The organism is Burkholderia sp. AU44665, assembly GCF_030504405.1.
Lineage (GTDB): Bacteria > Pseudomonadota > Gammaproteobacteria > Burkholderiales > Burkholderiaceae > Burkholderia > Burkholderia semiarida.
The window spans coordinates 33,163-48,555 of sequence record NZ_JAUJRI010000009.1 but is presented as its reverse complement, the minus strand read 5'-3'; the positions used below and the strand labels follow the sequence as shown (position 1 = coordinate 48,555).

Here is a 15,393-nt window from a genome sequence, read left to right as displayed (position 1 = left end):
GTGAAAAAATCCTGGCTCTCGGCAGGGCAAGTCCTGCTCACCCTGATCGTCGTCGTCGTGGCCGGCCTCGTGCTGTGGCGCATCATCAACTACTACATGTTCTCGCCGTGGACGCGCGACGGGCACGTGCGCGCCGACGTGATCCAGGTCGCGCCGGACGTGTCCGGCCTCATCACGTCGGTGCAGGTTGCCGACAACCAGGAGGTCAAGCGCGGCCAGGTGCTGTTCGTGATCGACCAGGCGCGCTACGCGCTCGCGGAGCGGCTCGCCGAAGCGACGCTCGCGCAGCGCCGCGCGACGCTGGCGCAGGCGAAGCGCGAATACGCGCGCAACCTGCAGCTCGGCAACCTGGTCGCGAGCGAACAGGTCGAGGAAAGCCGCACGCGCGTCGAGCAGGGCGAAGCCGGCGTCGCCGATGCGCAGGTGTCGCTCGACACCGCGAAGCTGAACCTGCAGCGCACGACGATCGTCAGTCCCGTGGCCGGCTACCTGAACGACCGCGCGCCGCGCGTCGGCGAATACGTGCCGGCCGGCCGCGCGGTGCTGTCGGTCGTCGATCGCCATTCGTTCCGCGTCGACGGCTACTTCGAGGAAACCAAGCTGCGCGGCATCCATATCGGCCAGCCGGTCGATATCATCGTGATGGGCGAGCCGCATGCGCTGCGCGGCCACGTGCAGAGCATCGTCGCCGCGATCGAGGATCGCGACCGCACGCAGGGCGCGAACCTGCTGCCGAACGTGAACCCGGCATTCAGCTGGGTGCGGCTCGCGCAGCGCGTGCCGGTGCGCGTCGTGCTCGACGAGGTGCCGGACGATTTCCGGATGATCGCGGGCCGCACTGCGACCGTGTCGATGCGCGGTGCCGACGCGCGCCGCAACGCCGACGCGAAGCCGGTGGTCGGTGCCGGCACGGCGCCGGCGGCATCCGGCGCGGCGGGAGCATCGCAATGAAGCGGCATGCCCTGCGCGTCGCGGCGACGCTCGCGCCCCTGGCGCTTGCACTCGGTGCATGCAAATCGGTCGGCCCCGACTACACGCTGCCGCAGCAGGCGTACGTCAATGCGCCGCTCGCGAATCACGCGCTCGACGACGCGAACGGCGCGCTGGTGTCGCGCGACGCGGTGCCTGGCAACTGGTGGCAACTGTACGACGACCCGGTGCTCGACGGGCTCGTGCGCGATGCGCTGAAGTCGAACACCGACCTGCGCGTCGCCGCCGCGAACCTCGCGCGCTCGCGCGCGGCCCTGGTGGCCGCGAATGAACAGGGCGGATTCTCGGGCGGGGCGGAAGCGGCCGTGCAGCGCGCGCAGGAATCGGCCGAGCAGTACCTGCTCGAAAACAAGCTGCCGGTCGTCAACGAAGGTATGGTCGGCATCAACGTGTCGTACGAGCTCGACCTGTTCGGCAAGCTGCGGCGCGGTGTCGAAGCCGCGCGCGCGGACAGCGAGGCCGTCAAGGCGGCCGGCGACCTCGCGCGCATCACGGTCGTGGCCGACGTCGTGCGCGCCTACGTCGAAGCATGCTCGGCCGGCGACGAACTGGCGATCGCGAAGCGGTCGCTCGCGCTGCAGCAGCAACGCGTCGCGCTGTCGCAGCGGCTGCGAGATGCAGGACGCGGCAACCAGACCGACGTGACGCGCGGCGTGACGCAGGTACGCACGCTCGCCGCCGACATCCCGCGCTTCGAAGGCCGCCGCAAGATCGCGCAGTACCAGCTCGCCGCGCTGCTCGCGCGCGCGCCGGCCGACCTGCCGAAAGCCGTCACCGAATGCGAGCGCCTGCCGAAGCTGCGTCAGCCGATTCCGATCGGCGACGGCGCCGCGTTGCTGCGCCGCCGCCCCGACGTACGCGAAGCCGAGCGGCAACTCGCCGCCGCGACCGCGCGGATCGGCGTGGCGACCGCCGCGCTGTACCCGTCGGTCAGCATCGGTGCATCGGCCGGCTCGGTCGGCGTCGCCGCCGACCTGTTTTCGTCCACCACGAATCGCTGGTCGTTCGGACCGCTGATCAGCTGGTCGTTCCCCGTCAACGGCCAGCGTGCGCGCGTGCGCGAAGCCGAAGCCGCGACGGGCGGCGCGCTCGCGCACTTCGACGGCGTCGTGCTGAATGCGCTGCGCGAAACGCAGTCGAGCCTCGCGACCTACGCGGCCGACGTGCAGCGCACGGACGCGCTGCGCACCGCCTACGAGTCGGCCCGCAATTCCGCCGCCGAAACGCATCGTCTCTATGCGGCCGGCCGCGAATCGTTCCTCTCCGATCTCGATGCGACGCGCACGTTGACGAGCGTGCGGGCGCAGGTCGCGGCAGCCGAAGGCCAGGTCGCGGCCGACCAGGTGCGGCTCTTCCTCGCGCTCGGCGGAGGTTGGGAGAGCGACGGCGCGACAGGCACCGGCTCCCGCGCCGCGACACCCGCGAGCGGCCCGTCAGCGCCGTAGCGCCAGCGCCGTCGGCCCCATCACGCAGGTATGACGGAACACGCGGTGGCGGCGAATTTTCGCCGGTTCGCGCCGTGGTATCCACAGCGCGCCGCGCACCGGCGTTGACGGTACACTCGCCGATGCACTTCCATTCATCTGCCGCCGCTGCCGGCCCGGCCGCGGCACCCACCCGGAGAGTCATCATGCGAACCAGCGCCCGCAACCAATTCGCCGGCCAGATCGGCGCCGTCAAACCCGGCGCCGTCAACGACGAAATCACGCTGCGCACGCAGGACGGGCTCGAGATCGTCGCCGTGATCACCCACGGCAGCGCGGCGTCGCTGGGCCTCGCGGTCGGCACGAACGCGTTCGCACTCGTCAAGGCGTCGTCGGTCATCGTGATGGTCGGCGTCGACAGCAGCAAGGTGTCGGCCCGCAATTGCGTCGCGGGCACCGTCGCGTCGGTCGCGAAGGGCGCGGTCAATTCGGAGGTCGTGATCAAGGCCACGAGCGGCGCGGAGATCATCGCGATCGTCACCAACGACAGCGTCGATCGTCTCGGCCTCGCGAGCGGCGCCGCCGCATCCGCGATCTTCAAGGCATCGAGCGTGATCGTCGGCGTCGAGTGATCGCGTGGCGATCGCGATGGCGATTCATTGTGCGCCGCGCATGCCCGTCAAACCGCGGGCGGGTTGCCGGCGCGCGTACCGCGCTTCCAACCTGATCCGGCCGCGCGCGGCTCGCGGCACGCGCATGCCGGCGCATGCTTCTGCAACATACCGGCAACCGCCATGGCCGGACCAATGACCGGCTTTCCGCGTCTCCCATAAACGGTCACCTTACGACACCCGGCGCGCGTCGCTCACGACACGGTCAATGCCGATGCCGGTGATGAATGTCCGGAAAATGCGCGTGGCTGTGCGTGATCGGCAGATGCACGTGCGGATGCGTGTGCGGTTCGTCGCCGTCATACGGAAAGTCGTGCGCGTGTTGGTGATGGTCGTCGTGCCGATGCCGATGCGTATGCTCGAGCCGCTCGTGCGCATGCGTGTGTTCGTGCCGTTCGCGCATATGCAGCCAGATGCCCAGCGCCATCAGCGCGGCCGCGATCCAGAACGTCGCGGGCGGCAGTGCCGGCCAGATCAGCAGCGACAGCACGACCCCGAACAGCGGCGCGATCGAAAAGTAAGCGCCGGTGCGCGCGCTGCCGAGATGACGCAGCGCGACGACGAACAGCACGAGGCTGATCCCGTAGCCGCCGAGCCCCGTCACCATCGCCGCCGCCGTGACCGGTATCGCGGGCAGCGTCGCGCCGGTCGCCAGCGCGATGCCGATGTTCACCGGCCCCGCGATCAGCCCTTTCAGGCACGCGATTACCATCGCGTCGTTCGCGGCCACCTTGCGGGTCAGGTTGTTGTCGATCGCCCAGCACAGGCATGCGCCGACGATCAGCAGCGCACCGACCGGCACACCGGCGCGGCCCGGTGTCCACGACAACAGCGCGCCGCCGGCGACGATCGCCACCATGCCGACGAACACCTGCGTATCCACGTTCTCGCGGAACACGACCCACGCGATCACAGCCGTCAGCACGCCTTCGAGATTGAGCAGCAACGCGCTCGTCGCCGCCGGCGTGGTCGACAGCCCGAGCATCAGCAAAGCCGGGCCGGCCACGCCGCCCGCCGCGATCGCGCCGGCCAGCCAACGCAGGTCCGCGCGCTGCAGCGGTGCGGCATCCGCGGTTGGCGCGCGACGGCCGTACCAGCCGTGCAACAGGATTCCGATGCCGAGCCCGACGCCACTGCCCAGATAGAAAAGGCCTGCGACCATGAACGGCGACATCGCGCCGATCAGCGCCTTGGCGAGCGGTGTCGCGGCGCCGAACAGCGTGGCGGCGGCGAGCGCGACGAAAATCGCGGAATGTCTCGGGTTCATGATCCGGTTTGAATTGACGTTGAAGAGCCCGGCTTGGCATCCGCCGGCATCGGTTATCTTTCGGGATGCAAGCCGCATGCACGCGCCGAGCGGCCGTAAGCGGACGATTCAATCGCAATTATGGCGCGCCATCATGTCACGACGGCCGGATGGGATCGCACGCACGGAAATCGACGTTTCCCGTCTATCAATTCGGAAACCGAAATATATGACTGAAGCTGCAATTTGCTCGGCGATGCAAACCGTCTACGCGGGGATATGAAAAAAGCGGAGCATCGCGCATGCGGCGACGTTCGACGGACGTTCGTTGTCCGGTCGTGTGGCTCGTTCAACGTGAGAGGGAATGCGTACCGGCAGATTGGACGCCGGTGGAGGGAGTCCCGGCCTGCCTCGGTCGAGGCAGGCCGGTCTGTCGTGTCATGCGCCGCATGCGGCGGGCATGTTGGCATGTGCGGTGCAACGAGCCGCGGCGCGATGCCGATTAGTCGTTGCTGGCCGTTTGCTGTTCGACCTGCGGCGCGGCGTCGTTCTGTACCTTCGCTTCCGCTTCCACTTCGGCTTGCGCCGGCTGCGGCGCGGCAGCGCCCTCGGCCTGCTGCTCGGCCTTCGGCTGCTGCGGCGCACCCTTGGCCGATTGTGCCGCGCCCTTGCCCGGACGGCGAGCCTTCAGCCGGCGCGCGCGCGCCGCGTCGTCGCGCGTCACGCGCCCGGCTTCGTTGCCCTGCAGGTCGACGCGCACCGCGTCCTCGACAAGGCACGACCAGTAGCGGTTGCCGCGGCACCACGTCGACATCGCTTCGCGCAGTTCGGCTTCGTTGAGACCGATGGCCTGCGCCTCGCGTGCGAGATCGTCCCAGATGCCGACCTTGAGCGGTACTTTGGGGGCAGGATTCTTCGGGAATGCGCGCGGAAACTTCCGCTGCAGTTTGCCGATTGCGACGATGACCGGATCGACCGGGGCCGACGGCTTCGCCGAAGCAGGCTTCGCCCGATGCTGCGCCTGGGCGGCGGCGCCCGGCTTGGCGCCGCGAGACGGCCGGTCGCCGGACTTCGGCTTCGCGCCGGCGTCCGTCGGCGCTGCCGGCCGCTTCGCGTTGCGCTCCTGCTTGGCCTTCGCTGCGAGCTGCGCCCGCAATTCGGCAAGTTGTTCAAAACCCATAAATTCAATCCACCAGGAATATAAGGTGTGGTTCGTGCGGCCCTGCCGCGCGGCTTGCAAGCTTCGCCGCCATGCGTGCGGCCGGTCTGCCGCCGGTGCGGAACACTACGGGGCCGCATCGCGCACGTCACTCTGCTTTCAGGCACCCGGCCTCGATGCCGGACAGGGCAGGAGTGGAAGTATACCGGTACGCGGGACAGCCGGCTGACTCGCCGGTCCGCATTTGCCCGATCCGGGGTGCCGGAAATGCGTCCGCGCGGTCGTGTTGCGCATTATATGGATACGTTTCCGGATGTCACGCCATTAGAGGCCACTACCGGAAATCGGGGCCGGGGCGACATGCGATGAACGGTGTTCCGCGTGACGGATGTCGAACCGCGGCGCGTTGCGTCGCCTTCGGACATCGCGCCGCACGCCGCGCCTCGTTTGCGCCGGCATCGCTGTACGACTCGTTGCGTCCGCATCGATCGTGGCGCGGACGAAGATATCGGAAAGTGCGTAGTATGGCCAAGGCAACTTCGTTGGCGGCAGGGCGCGCGTGCTTTTCACCGCGCGCCCGATCGGCCGGGCGCGATCCCGTCGCCTGCGAAAAGGCCCGGCGACACGAGATGGAGCGAATGCATGGTTTCCCAAGACGACACGCCGCACGACGGCATCACGCGCGAGGAGATTCACCATCGGCAGATCGACATGCGCGGATATCGGCGCAGCGATGGCCTGTTCGAAGTGACGGCGTGCCTCGCGGACCGCAAGACCAGCGATTTCACGCCGCCTGGCGGCACACGGACGGTCGCGGCGCTGACGCCGCTCCATGATCTGGGCGTGACACTGGTCTTCGACATCGACATGGTCGTGCGCGCCGTATCGACGTTCATCCGTTCGCATCCGTATGCGCAGTGTCCGGGCGGCGGCGACTCGCTGCAGGCGCTCATCGGGTTGAACATTGGCGCCGGCTGGAACAGCGAGGTGCGCAAGCGCCTGCCGTCCTGCGACACGTGCACGCACCTGAAGGAATTGCTCGGGCCGATCGCCACGACCGCCTATCAGACGATGGTCAGCATGCGGCGCTCGTCGCTCGATTACCGTGACAGCGAAGGAAAGCCGCTCAAGATCGACAGTTGCTACGCATACGGCGCGTCGCGCGATCTCGTGAAACGTCTTTGGCCCGAATACCATCGATCCGCGGCAACCGCAAAGGACAGTTGAAGCCTTGGCATTCGGCCGATTCGGCGTTGTTTGCGGAATCGGTATTGCGCGAATGGAGCCGATCCGACCTGTGCCGATACGGCAGATCTGCACCGTCGCATCCGTCATCAGAAAACACCCAGCACGAGCCCCGCGGCAAGACCCGCACCCAGTTCGGCGCAGCGCGCAAGCTCGTCGCCGCCGATCGTCTTCGTCGCGAGAATACGCTCCGGCGTCTGCGCATGCGTGCAGACGATCAGGCCGGGCGCGACGCTCTTCAGCCGCCACCCGGTCGCGATCCGGTCGATCTGGCGCAATGCGTTCTGCCCATCGCTTCCGGCGCAGATCATCGCCGCATACGGACGGCCATTCACGCGATCGAGCGCCGCGTAATAGCAGCGATCGAAAAAGTCCTTCATCAGCCCGGACATCGCCGCAAGATTCTCCGGCGTCGCGAACAGGTACGCGTCGGCGGCCAGCACGTCGTCTGCGCTCGTCACGTCCGCGCGCTGCAACCTGACGTCGACGCCAGGCTGCGCGCGAGCCGCATCGGCAGCCGCTTCGGCCATCTGCTGCGTGCCCCCGGTCATCGTGTGATAGACGATCAACAGCGTCTTCATGGATAGATGCTCACGTTCGGCTTCGGATGTGTCGACGATATCGCTGTTTTGGCCGGCCGCGCGGCCGTCACATGCGGGCGCCATGTTGCGTCGGTTGCCCGGATCGGCGGGTCGGCCGACGCCCCGTCGGCGCGTGCATCGACCACGATGTCGATTTGACCGCGCCTGCGGATGCTTTCGGATGCGCGTTCAGTCTTGCGTGCGACGCGACACGGCGCCGTCGTCCGGTCGCGCGTAGTACGCGAGGAACATGTCGGCAGCCGACTCCGCGACTTTCTGTTGCTCGTGCGCCGTCAGCGGCGGCTGCCCCATCGTGATCTGCGGCCAGAACGCGAACGCCTTCACGGCGCCATGCAACTGATGCGCGGCGAACACCGGATCGGTCACCGCCAGACGGCCGGCCGCAGCCGCCGCCCGCACCCACACCGTGACGTCTTCCTCACGCTCGCCGAGGCGTTCGACCATGTCGCGCGCCCGTTCCGGCGAATGGATGGCCGCGCCGATCGCGACGCGCGCGAGGGCGAGAAAGGCCTCGTCGTTCATCAATCGCAATTTGCGTTCGAGGAGTGCGAGCAGTTGCGCGCGCAACGGCACGTCGGCGCGATAGGTCGGCGAATTGCCGGTCCGGGTCGCATCCCATAGCTTGTTCAGGATCGCAGCGAACAGCGTCTCCTTGCCCGGAAAGTGGTTGTAGACGGTGCGTTTCGACACGCCCGCGCGTGCAGCGATGCGATCCATGCTCGTCGCATCGTAGCCCGCCGCAAGAAATTCCTCGATTGCCGCATCGACGATCGCCGCGCGCTTGCGGTCGGTCAGACGCTGAGGAGGAGTACTGGTATCCATACGGAAATTTTACACCGGGCAGTTTACTTATCTCGAAAATAAACTACACTGCTCAGTGTACTTTATTCTCCGGATGAACCGACATGGCATCGCCTCTCGTTTTGATTCACCGCGTGCTGGGTTTCGCGGCCGCCCGGCGTGGCCGGACGCTGTCCGGCGGTTCGCCGCAGCACAATGGCGAGCGCTTTGCCAACGTCGCGCCGCGCCCTGCTGAAGGATTGGGCAAGACGCTGGGGATCGCGTGGAACATGCTGGTCAACAAGCCGCGCCACACCGTGCCCGCCGGCGCGCTGCCCGTCGATTCGCTGACCCGCGCCGAACTCGACGCGGCGCCCGATCGCAGCCTGTACCGCCTCGGCCATTCGACGCTGTTGCTGAAGCTGCGCGGCGGATTCTGGTTGACCGATCCGGTGTTTGCGGAGCGCGCATCGCCGTTCCGGCGCATCGGTCCGAAGCGCTTTCATGCACCGCCGATCGCGCTGGAAGATCTTCCGCCGCTGCGCGGCGTGATCCTGTCGCACGATCACTACGATCACCTCGACCGCGACACGGTGCTCGCGCTGGCCGCAACCACCGGCGTGTTCGTGACGACGCTCGGTGTCGGCGATCGGCTGATCGAATGGGGTATCGACGCGACAAAGGTCCGCCAGCTCGACTGGTGGCAAAGCATCGACGTAGCAGGCCTGACGCTGACGGCGGCCCCCGCCCAGCACTTCTCCGGGCGCAGCCTGTTCGACGGCAACAGTACGCTGTGGGCGTCGTGGGTGATGGTCGACGACGATCTGCGCCTGTTCTTCAGCGGCGATACCGGCTATTTCGACGGCTTCCGCGAGATCGGCGAGCGCCTGGGGCCGTTCGACGTCACGCTGATCGAAACGGGCGCCTATGATGCGCAATGGCCGTACGTGCACATGCAACCGGAAGAAACCGTGCAGGCGCACATCGATTTGCGCGGACGCTGGCTGATCCCGGTCCACAACGGCACGTTCGACCTCGCGATGCATCGCTGGCAGGAACCGTTCGAGCGTGTCACGGCGCTGGCGCTCGTGCGCGGCATCGAGCTGTCGACACCGAGGATGGGCGAACGCGTCGATCTCGATGCCCCGCATCGTGGCGAACGCTGGTGGCGCACGGTCGACGAGCGCGCGGCAGCGCCGGCGGCGAAATCTCGACGCTGGCAGCTTTGCGCGTCGGAGGCGACGAAGTAGTTCGCCAGGCCAGTCGCGGCACGTACCTTCCGGAAGCGGGCCGTCGGACCTATCCGCGATTCCGGGCGGTGCACTCGTTGCCAGCCGCCCCTGCACGTCGACTGCCAGCCCGTCGACCCGATTACCTCAATAGAGAAGATGCATCCGGTACCCCTCCGATACCTGCCCGCCCAACGAGACGACGCCGCCACCATCGCGGCGCTCGACCAGGCAAGCCACCGTTCAACCGGCCGCAGCCGCGAGAACGAACTGCGACAGATGCTCGCGGAGCGCGTCGCGAGATGGACCGATGGTGTCGATCATCTCAACACGGCCATTCCCAATCTGAGCTTTCATCGACGGGAAGCGCCGACGCAGCCGATGGAGTGCATGGTCGAGCCGAGCTTCGGCCTCGTCGTTCAGGGCGCGAAGCGGGTCATGCAGTGCGGGGATGCGTACCTTTACGACGCCGATCGCTTTCTGATTACATCTCTCGATCTGCCCGGTTCGACACAAATCATCGAGGCCAGCCCCGACAAACCGTTTCTGGGGCTCGGCCTGAAGCTGGATTTCCGCGTGATGGCCGAGCTGATGATGCAAGTCGCGCCGGTTCACGACGATGTATCAGCAGGCCGCGGACTCGTCGTCGGCGACATGACTGAACCGCTGTACGACGCGCTCAACCGGTTAGTCGCGCTGCTGGACGACCCGAACGCCATTGCCGTTCTCGCACCGTACATCGAGCGGGAAATCTACTATCGGCTGCTGACGAGTGACCAAGGCGCCCGCCTGCGCCAGATCGCCTCCACCGGCAGCCAGTGCAACCGCGTGTCACGCGCGATCCGGTGGTTGCGTGCTCACTATGACGAGTCGTTGCGCGTCGATGATCTCGCGGCACAGGTTCAGATGAGCAGTTCGACCTTCCACCACCACTTCCGTCAACTCACCGGCATGAGTCCGCTGCAGTATCAGAAATGGATACGGCTCAACGAGGCTCGCCGGCTGATGCTGGCGGAGCGGCTCGATGCTGCGTCGGCAGCATTCAGGGTCGGGTATGCGAGCCCGACTCAATTCAACCGCGAATACAGTCGGCTGTTCGGTAATTCTCCCCGAAGGGATATCGACAGCCTGCGAGGTAGAACGGATGTCGCTTTGTCTATCGTCGCGAGTTATTGAGCGCGAGGGGTGGCGGTCGATATGTGCCGACTTTGATGGCATCCACAACGTGCGGGATTAGATTCTCGCATACGACGTCGATTGGGCTCACGCTGTTCCGAAGACTACGTTGCACCGACCATGCTCGGGACTCCTCCCGCACATTTCCGACGCCGGCTTCTTCTCGTAATGCTCCTTGACTCCGTAAATCGGGGGCCCGCACATGCGTTGTCACGTGACAACTGACGCAAAATATCGGTGCACCTTGCGCCGAATGGGCGGCACGTGACTCAGCGGGCGGGACTCGCCCGCATAGCGAGGACCTACGGTGCATAGCTCATGCCGGATCGTATCAAACACTACAAATTACGTATAAACAATGACGAATTTGACGGCGATCTTTCCTGCGTCCGAGATGGGTGCTCGAAAAAGGTATGCGCCCCTATTTCCGAGGATCAACGCACTCATTTTCCGTGAAACAACGTGAAGAAGGTAGCGCAAGTCGTTGCCACATAAGGGTTTCCAGCCAGCGTCGATTTTCGCAGAATGTTTCACGGCCTGACCCGTTTGGACTCGTCCCAGGCATTCGACGCACGAATTCGGCATGAATTGCGGTGCATACGTCCGGTGATTCCAGATGGGTTGAGCCCTTCAGTGGGGGCGCATGCCTCGAAGCACGCCCCGCCCTATCGGCGACTACCAGAGGCCATGCAAAGCTGCATGTCTCTTGATAAATGGGGACACATCAAGCTCGCTATGATATCTGGGTACGCCTCAGCAGTCGCTCGCCGGTATTGCGCTAGTACGTGCGTATACGTGCGACATAAGGAGCCGGGGGGCCAGCCGATCAAGTCGGGGTCGCCACCTCCGACTGTCCCGTTGAAATGGCAACGGGACTCTTTACTTCCCACGGTTTCCTGTGGCTCGAACTTCCGGGCTCTGCTTCCGGTTGTCACGTGACAACTCACCTTCCGCTTCACGGTTTCGTTGACGCACCGAAATCTATGGTCCACGCCTGTCTTCCCGAGCAATATGTCTCTTAGGCCGCGTAGCATCGTCCAATGTCAACTGTCCCTTGACGATGCCAAGGTATCTTCGAGGCCGTTTTGCGCTGTTTGTCACGTGACAACTCACCCCGCTACCGCATAAGCATGCGTAACCACAGGCTGCGCATCAGTAGATGTATTGAAGTGATTTCGTCGCGGCCAACGTCGTAATCGCATCGAAGGCCTCCGCGCACCGTACATGCCGAGAAGGTCGATATCCGGCAACTTGTCACGTGACAACCGGCTGTTTTCACGATCCCAACGACGACGCCCGCGCGACCGCGCCGATCAGCGTCTATCAACGGCACGAAGTCGTATCAAGTTTCGAGTGAAACCAAAGCACGATGAGGCACCCGGCCTTCGCCCAACCGGGTTCGTTATGGGGCCAAAGAAACCCCGTTTTCACTTCGGCGTTCTTTTTTGCAACGTCAATGGCGTGCTTTTTACGAACCGCTGTTTTGGCAACGCCTGGCCGTTCGGCCTATTTGTCACGTAACAACCACAGCGATCAATAAAACGTTCATGACATTGAACGCATTTCTGGACATTCTGCAAATAACTGCATATATTACGCAAAACTCCTTGGAGGAATTTAATGGCTTTCAAGATCGCCGTCAGTAATCAAAAAGGTGGGACGGGAAAGACGACCATCTCCGTCAACATCGCGGCTGCGTTCGAAGCCGGTGGCAACAAGGTTGCGTTGATCGATGCCGACCCTCAGGGCACTTCCGTCCGGTGGGTCACGAGCGGCGAAAACACGCTGCCGATGACTGTGCTTTCGCTGGCTCCCGCCGGCCGCGGCATCGGCGGCGAGATCAAGAAGCAGGACGCGAACTTCGACGTGATCGTCGTCGACTGTCCCGGCAACCTCGAAGACCCTCGTATCGCCTCCGTCCTCGAAGTGGCGGATTTCTGCCTGGTGCCGCTTTCGCCGTCACCGGCCGATCTGTACAGCACTGTCGCGATGATCCGCATGATCGAGTCGATGCGCGCCGTTCGAAATCCTCAACTTTCTTCCGCATTAATGCTGAATAGCGTTAATGGAAAAACTAAAATGCGTGAAGAAATTTTAAAAATTTTAAGAGCAGAAGAAATAGGGGAGCATCTGCTCGACAGCCAGATCGCGCAACGCGAGGTCTATCGTCAGACGTTCGCGCTCGGCACCACGATCCATCACCACAATCGATACCTGAAGGGCCTGAAGGAAGCCCGCGCGGAAATCGAAAAGCTGGTCACGGAAATGGCCCAATACATCGCGTCGACGCGCGCTACCGGAGCCGCCCATGGCTAAGGACACCTCGAAAGACAAGAAGCCGACCGGCAACCTGCATCTGGCGGCCGGCCTGTTGCGCGGACTCGCGCAGGAAAATGCGGCGCTCGAAACGCGGCTGCCCGAGCCGGCGGCCGCACCGGTTGCCGTCGCCGAAGCCGCGCCCGCCGGTAGCCCGGCCGCGACCACCCCCGCCGGTACGACCGATCTGGGCGCGCCGCAGAAGGTGCTGGTGAAGGACTGCATCCCGAACCCGTTCAACCCGCGCGTGTTCTACTCGGAATCGAGCCTGCACGAGCTTGCCTTGACCTTGAAACGGGAAGGGCAGATCGAGCCGATCAAGGTCACACGGCTCCCCGAGTTTCCCGGCAAGCTCGTCGTGATCGACGGGCAACGCCGGCTGCGCGCGACGAGCATCAACGGCGACGAGACGATCAATGCGACGTTCCGCACGGATCACACGCCCGAGCAGCTCTATACGATCGCGTATCGGGCGAACCACGACCACGAACGCCAGACGATCTTCGACGATGCGGTCGCGTGGAAACGTCTCCTCGACGAGAAGGTCTTTGCCGACCAGAACACGCTGGCGGAGAAAATCGGCAAGGACAAGGCGTCGATCAGCAAGACGCTGTCGCTGAACGCGCTGCCGAACACGCTGCTGGAGCGGATGGCCAGTGCCAACGACGTGGTCGGCCTGCAGGCGGCGTACTTCCTGAAGCTGATCTTCGAACGCCTGGGCGAGGCGACGGCCGACCGGCTGCTGACGGCCGTGATCGAGCGGAAGAAATCCGTCCGCGATCTCGAGAATTTCCTGCGTGCGCAGAGCGACGGCGCCAAGAAGGCCGGCCGCACGCGCTACAGCGTTCGTCATGACTTTGCGCTCGAATCGCGCGCGATCGGCCAGTTGAAGACTTATCCGGACGGGCGCCTGGATCTGCAGCTCAAGGGCGTCGACGCATCCCACCAGGAAGCGCTCGCCGACAAGCTCAAGACCGTCATCGACGCGTACGTCGCCGATCTGGCGGCGGCCACGCCAAAGTAACGCGCCCCCGGCAAAAGGCCTCGCTCCGCGCGCTGCGTCGCGAAGCCGGACCGCAACACGGTCCGGTGCACGGCGCGCACGACGGCGGGGCCTCGTTCAGTTGCCCGCGAGGCTGCTTTTCAGCAGGAATTCCAGCAGGTCGTCCGAGGTAGGCTCGCCCCACGTATCGAGCGCCAGCCATCGGAAGAAGCTCGTCTGCGCAAGCTTGCTCGCCTTCTTCTTCGGCGACAGCGTCAGGTCCTTCGAACCCGCCACCGTCTCGTTGTAACGCTCGATCAGCTTGGTCTGGTCGTCGATCTCCAGCTCGCGGAAATACGCGCCGGCTTCCTCGACCTTCGCCGCCAGATACTTGTCGCGAATCTGTTCCTGCTTGCTCTGCGCGGATTCCTTCGCCGGTGCGGCCGCTTCGGTTCCCTGCCCGTCGGCCAGCGTGTAACCGTGCGTCAGCGCCTTGCGGAAATACGCGGCGACGTTGTCGACCGGCGCCGCATTCTTCTTCGTGGTTCGATTGAGCGTATAGGCGATCGCCGCCTTGATGCGCTGCACGCCGTATTGCGTGATCAGCCGGCGCGCTTCCGAGCGCGGAATGCCGAACTTCGCGACTTCCTCGACCAGCGCTTCATTCTTGACGTCGCCTTCTTCGACAGTATCGGTGCTCTGCTTGCGCGTTACCTTGAACTGCACGGCTTCCACGCTGCGGCCGGATTTGTGTTCGATCAGCTCGAGCGTGTGATCCGATACTTCGTTCACCTCCTGAATGCACGGCACCAGCACCTTGCTCTTGAACAGCTTGTACTCCTTGTACGACTGAGACGCCTTGTCCTGGCCGAGAATCAGGTCACGGAATTTCGGCAGAGGGATCTTCGCGGTGATGCCGATCCCTTCGTAGCGCACCGTGTTTTCCCATAGCGCAAGCGAGTGCGACCGCCGGAACTCGCGAGCGATCCGCATATCGATCAGCGCGTAGATCTCGGGGTTGAGCAGTTCGCTGCGAATCTGGTCGGAGAAGCTGTACTTCAGCACCGATTGCTCGAGTTCGGCGCCGGCGAGCAGGCCTGACGCTTTCCAGACCGTCGAACGGTCCGCGGCCAGGTAGTCCCAGTTGACGACGGTGCTGATCAGCGAGTTGACCGTGTCCTTCACGTACTTCGTGTTGTTGCTGTTCAGCCCGCTCTCGTGCGACAGCGACGCGATCGAGATCGAGAAACTGGTCCGACCCGGCTCGAACGCCTCCTGCCGAAGCGCGTTCTTGATCAGCGAGCTGAACATCTTGCGCTGCTGCAGGCCGATCTTTCCCGACTTCGGCGCGATATGAATCGCCTGGACCGCCTTGCGCAGCAAGTCGGGTGGCTCGGGTGTCTGAAACAGCGAAACCTGTTTGTCTGAGCCTTTGCTTGCGGGCTTGCGCGGCATCGTGGTGTCCGGGTAAGGTTGCCTTATTGAGAGCGGACTTTATACCTTTTCGCGCGGCGGAGCAACGCCCTTGCTCCAGCATCACTTTCACTATCCTTCTTAAGCATCAGATAACAAA

General features: G+C 64.6%; 13 protein-coding genes. 8 read left to right on the top strand and 5 right to left on the bottom strand.

The genetic code is table 11. The annotated features are described in order from the left end of the window. From QZM15_RS19595 to QZM15_RS19585, 3 genes are all read left to right on the top strand, one after another. Window positions 1–951 (top strand): HlyD family secretion protein, encoded by a 951-nt coding sequence (locus QZM15_RS19595; RefSeq protein ID WP_124659390.1) that lies wholly within the window; start codon window positions 1–3, stop codon window positions 949–951. Continuing rightward, window positions 948–2,435, top strand: a complete 1,488-nt coding sequence (locus QZM15_RS19590) for an efflux transporter outer membrane subunit (protein WP_302107091.1) — start codon at window positions 948–950, stop codon at window positions 2,433–2,435. Before QZM15_RS19595 ends, QZM15_RS19590 begins: the two co-directional genes overlap by 4 nt. 185 nt (window positions 2,436–2,620) lie before the next feature. Further along, a complete protein-coding gene (locus QZM15_RS19585; RefSeq protein ID WP_302107090.1) occupies window positions 2,621–3,046 on the top strand; it encodes a molybdopterin-binding protein in 426 nt (141 codons plus the stop codon). Window positions 3,047–3,290: 244 nt separating this feature from the next. On the opposite strand, the gene QZM15_RS19580 is transcribed toward QZM15_RS19585, so the two are convergent. Together QZM15_RS19580 and QZM15_RS19575 are read right to left on the bottom strand one after the other, a co-directional pair. Further along, window positions 3,291–4,352: a DMT family transporter gene (locus tag QZM15_RS19580; protein ID WP_302107089.1), complete on the bottom strand. Its 1,062-nt coding sequence runs from the start codon at window positions 4,350–4,352 to the stop codon at window positions 3,291–3,293. 481 nt (window positions 4,353–4,833) lie between these two features. Beyond that, window positions 4,834–5,511 carry a ProQ/FinO family protein gene (locus QZM15_RS19575; RefSeq protein WP_302107154.1) on the bottom strand — a complete coding sequence of 226 codons (678 nt, stop codon included), beginning with the start codon at window positions 5,509–5,511 and terminating at the stop codon, window positions 4,834–4,836. Window positions 5,512–6,132: 621 nt separating this feature from the next. Between QZM15_RS19575 and QZM15_RS19570 the strand changes: the two genes are divergently transcribed. After that, complete coding sequence (locus QZM15_RS19570; protein WP_226224469.1) at window positions 6,133–6,717, top strand: DUF2889 domain-containing protein; 585 nt, start codon at window positions 6,133–6,135, stop codon at window positions 6,715–6,717. A gap of 107 nt (window positions 6,718–6,824) precedes the next feature. Here the strand turns inward: QZM15_RS19570 and QZM15_RS19565 are convergent, their stop codons facing one another. Both QZM15_RS19565 and QZM15_RS19560 read right to left on the bottom strand, forming a co-directional pair. Then, complete coding sequence (locus tag QZM15_RS19565; RefSeq protein WP_302107088.1) at window positions 6,825–7,316, bottom strand: NAD(P)H-dependent oxidoreductase; 492 nt, start codon at window positions 7,314–7,316, stop codon at window positions 6,825–6,827. A 189-nt stretch (window positions 7,317–7,505) separates the two neighbouring features. Then, window positions 7,506–8,159 (bottom strand): TetR/AcrR family transcriptional regulator, encoded by a 654-nt coding sequence (locus tag QZM15_RS19560; RefSeq protein WP_302107087.1) that lies wholly within the window; start codon window positions 8,157–8,159, stop codon window positions 7,506–7,508. A gap of 83 nt (window positions 8,160–8,242) precedes the next feature. On the opposite strand from QZM15_RS19560, the gene QZM15_RS19555 reads away from it, so the two are divergent. From QZM15_RS19555 to QZM15_RS19540, 4 genes are all read left to right on the top strand, one after another. Beyond that, on the top strand, window positions 8,243–9,367 hold the full coding sequence (locus QZM15_RS19555; RefSeq protein ID WP_302107086.1) for an MBL fold metallo-hydrolase: 1,125 nt from the start codon (window positions 8,243–8,245) through the stop codon (window positions 9,365–9,367). 138 nt (window positions 9,368–9,505) lie between these two features. Beyond that, a complete protein-coding gene (locus QZM15_RS19550; protein WP_302107085.1) occupies window positions 9,506–10,522 on the top strand; it encodes an AraC family transcriptional regulator in 1,017 nt (338 codons plus the stop codon). 1,620 nt (window positions 10,523–12,142) lie between these two features. Further along, a complete protein-coding gene (locus QZM15_RS19545; protein WP_006497839.1) occupies window positions 12,143–12,838 on the top strand; it encodes a ParA family protein in 696 nt (231 codons plus the stop codon). After that, window positions 12,831–13,862 (top strand): ParB/RepB/Spo0J family partition protein, encoded by a 1,032-nt coding sequence (locus QZM15_RS19540; RefSeq protein ID WP_302107084.1) that lies wholly within the window; start codon window positions 12,831–12,833, stop codon window positions 13,860–13,862. The genes QZM15_RS19545 and QZM15_RS19540 overlap by 8 nt, the downstream gene beginning before the upstream one ends. Before the next feature lie 96 nt (window positions 13,863–13,958). Here QZM15_RS19540 and QZM15_RS19535 read toward each other — a convergent pair whose 3' ends face one another. Further along, complete coding sequence (locus QZM15_RS19535; RefSeq protein WP_059579547.1) at window positions 13,959–15,275, bottom strand: replication initiation protein; 1,317 nt, start codon at window positions 15,273–15,275, stop codon at window positions 13,959–13,961. Window positions 15,276–15,393: the final 118 nt, after the last annotated feature.

Excerpts from the sequence above, each read along its gene's own strand:
- QZM15_RS19590 (WP_302107091.1), top strand. The coding sequence starts at position 948 with ATGAAGCGGCATGCCCTGCGCGTCGCGGCGACGCTCGCGCCCCTGGCG.
- QZM15_RS19585 (WP_302107090.1), top strand. The coding sequence starts at position 2,621 with ATGCGAACCAGCGCCCGCAACCAATTCGCCGGCCAGATCGGCGCCGTC.
- QZM15_RS19580 (WP_302107089.1), bottom strand. The coding sequence starts at position 4,352 with ATGAACCCGAGACATTCCGCGATTTTCGTCGCGCTCGCCGCCGCCACG.
- QZM15_RS19575 (WP_302107154.1), bottom strand. The coding sequence starts at position 5,511 with ATGGGTTTTGAACAACTTGCCGAATTGCGGGCGCAGCTCGCAGCGAAG.
- QZM15_RS19570 (WP_226224469.1), top strand. The coding sequence starts at position 6,133 with ATGGTTTCCCAAGACGACACGCCGCACGACGGCATCACGCGCGAGGAG.
- QZM15_RS19565 (WP_302107088.1), bottom strand. The coding sequence starts at position 7,316 with ATGAAGACGCTGTTGATCGTCTATCACACGATGACCGGGGGCACGCAG.
- QZM15_RS19560 (WP_302107087.1), bottom strand. The coding sequence starts at position 8,159 with ATGGATACCAGTACTCCTCCTCAGCGTCTGACCGACCGCAAGCGCGCG.
- QZM15_RS19555 (WP_302107086.1), top strand. The coding sequence starts at position 8,243 with ATGGCATCGCCTCTCGTTTTGATTCACCGCGTGCTGGGTTTCGCGGCC.
- QZM15_RS19550 (WP_302107085.1), top strand. The coding sequence starts at position 9,506 with ATGCATCCGGTACCCCTCCGATACCTGCCCGCCCAACGAGACGACGCC.
- QZM15_RS19545 (WP_006497839.1), top strand. The coding sequence starts at position 12,143 with ATGGCTTTCAAGATCGCCGTCAGTAATCAAAAAGGTGGGACGGGAAAG.
- QZM15_RS19540 (WP_302107084.1), top strand. The coding sequence starts at position 12,831 with ATGGCTAAGGACACCTCGAAAGACAAGAAGCCGACCGGCAACCTGCAT.
- QZM15_RS19535 (WP_059579547.1), bottom strand. The coding sequence starts at position 15,275 with ATGCCGCGCAAGCCCGCAAGCAAAGGCTCAGACAAACAGGTTTCGCTG.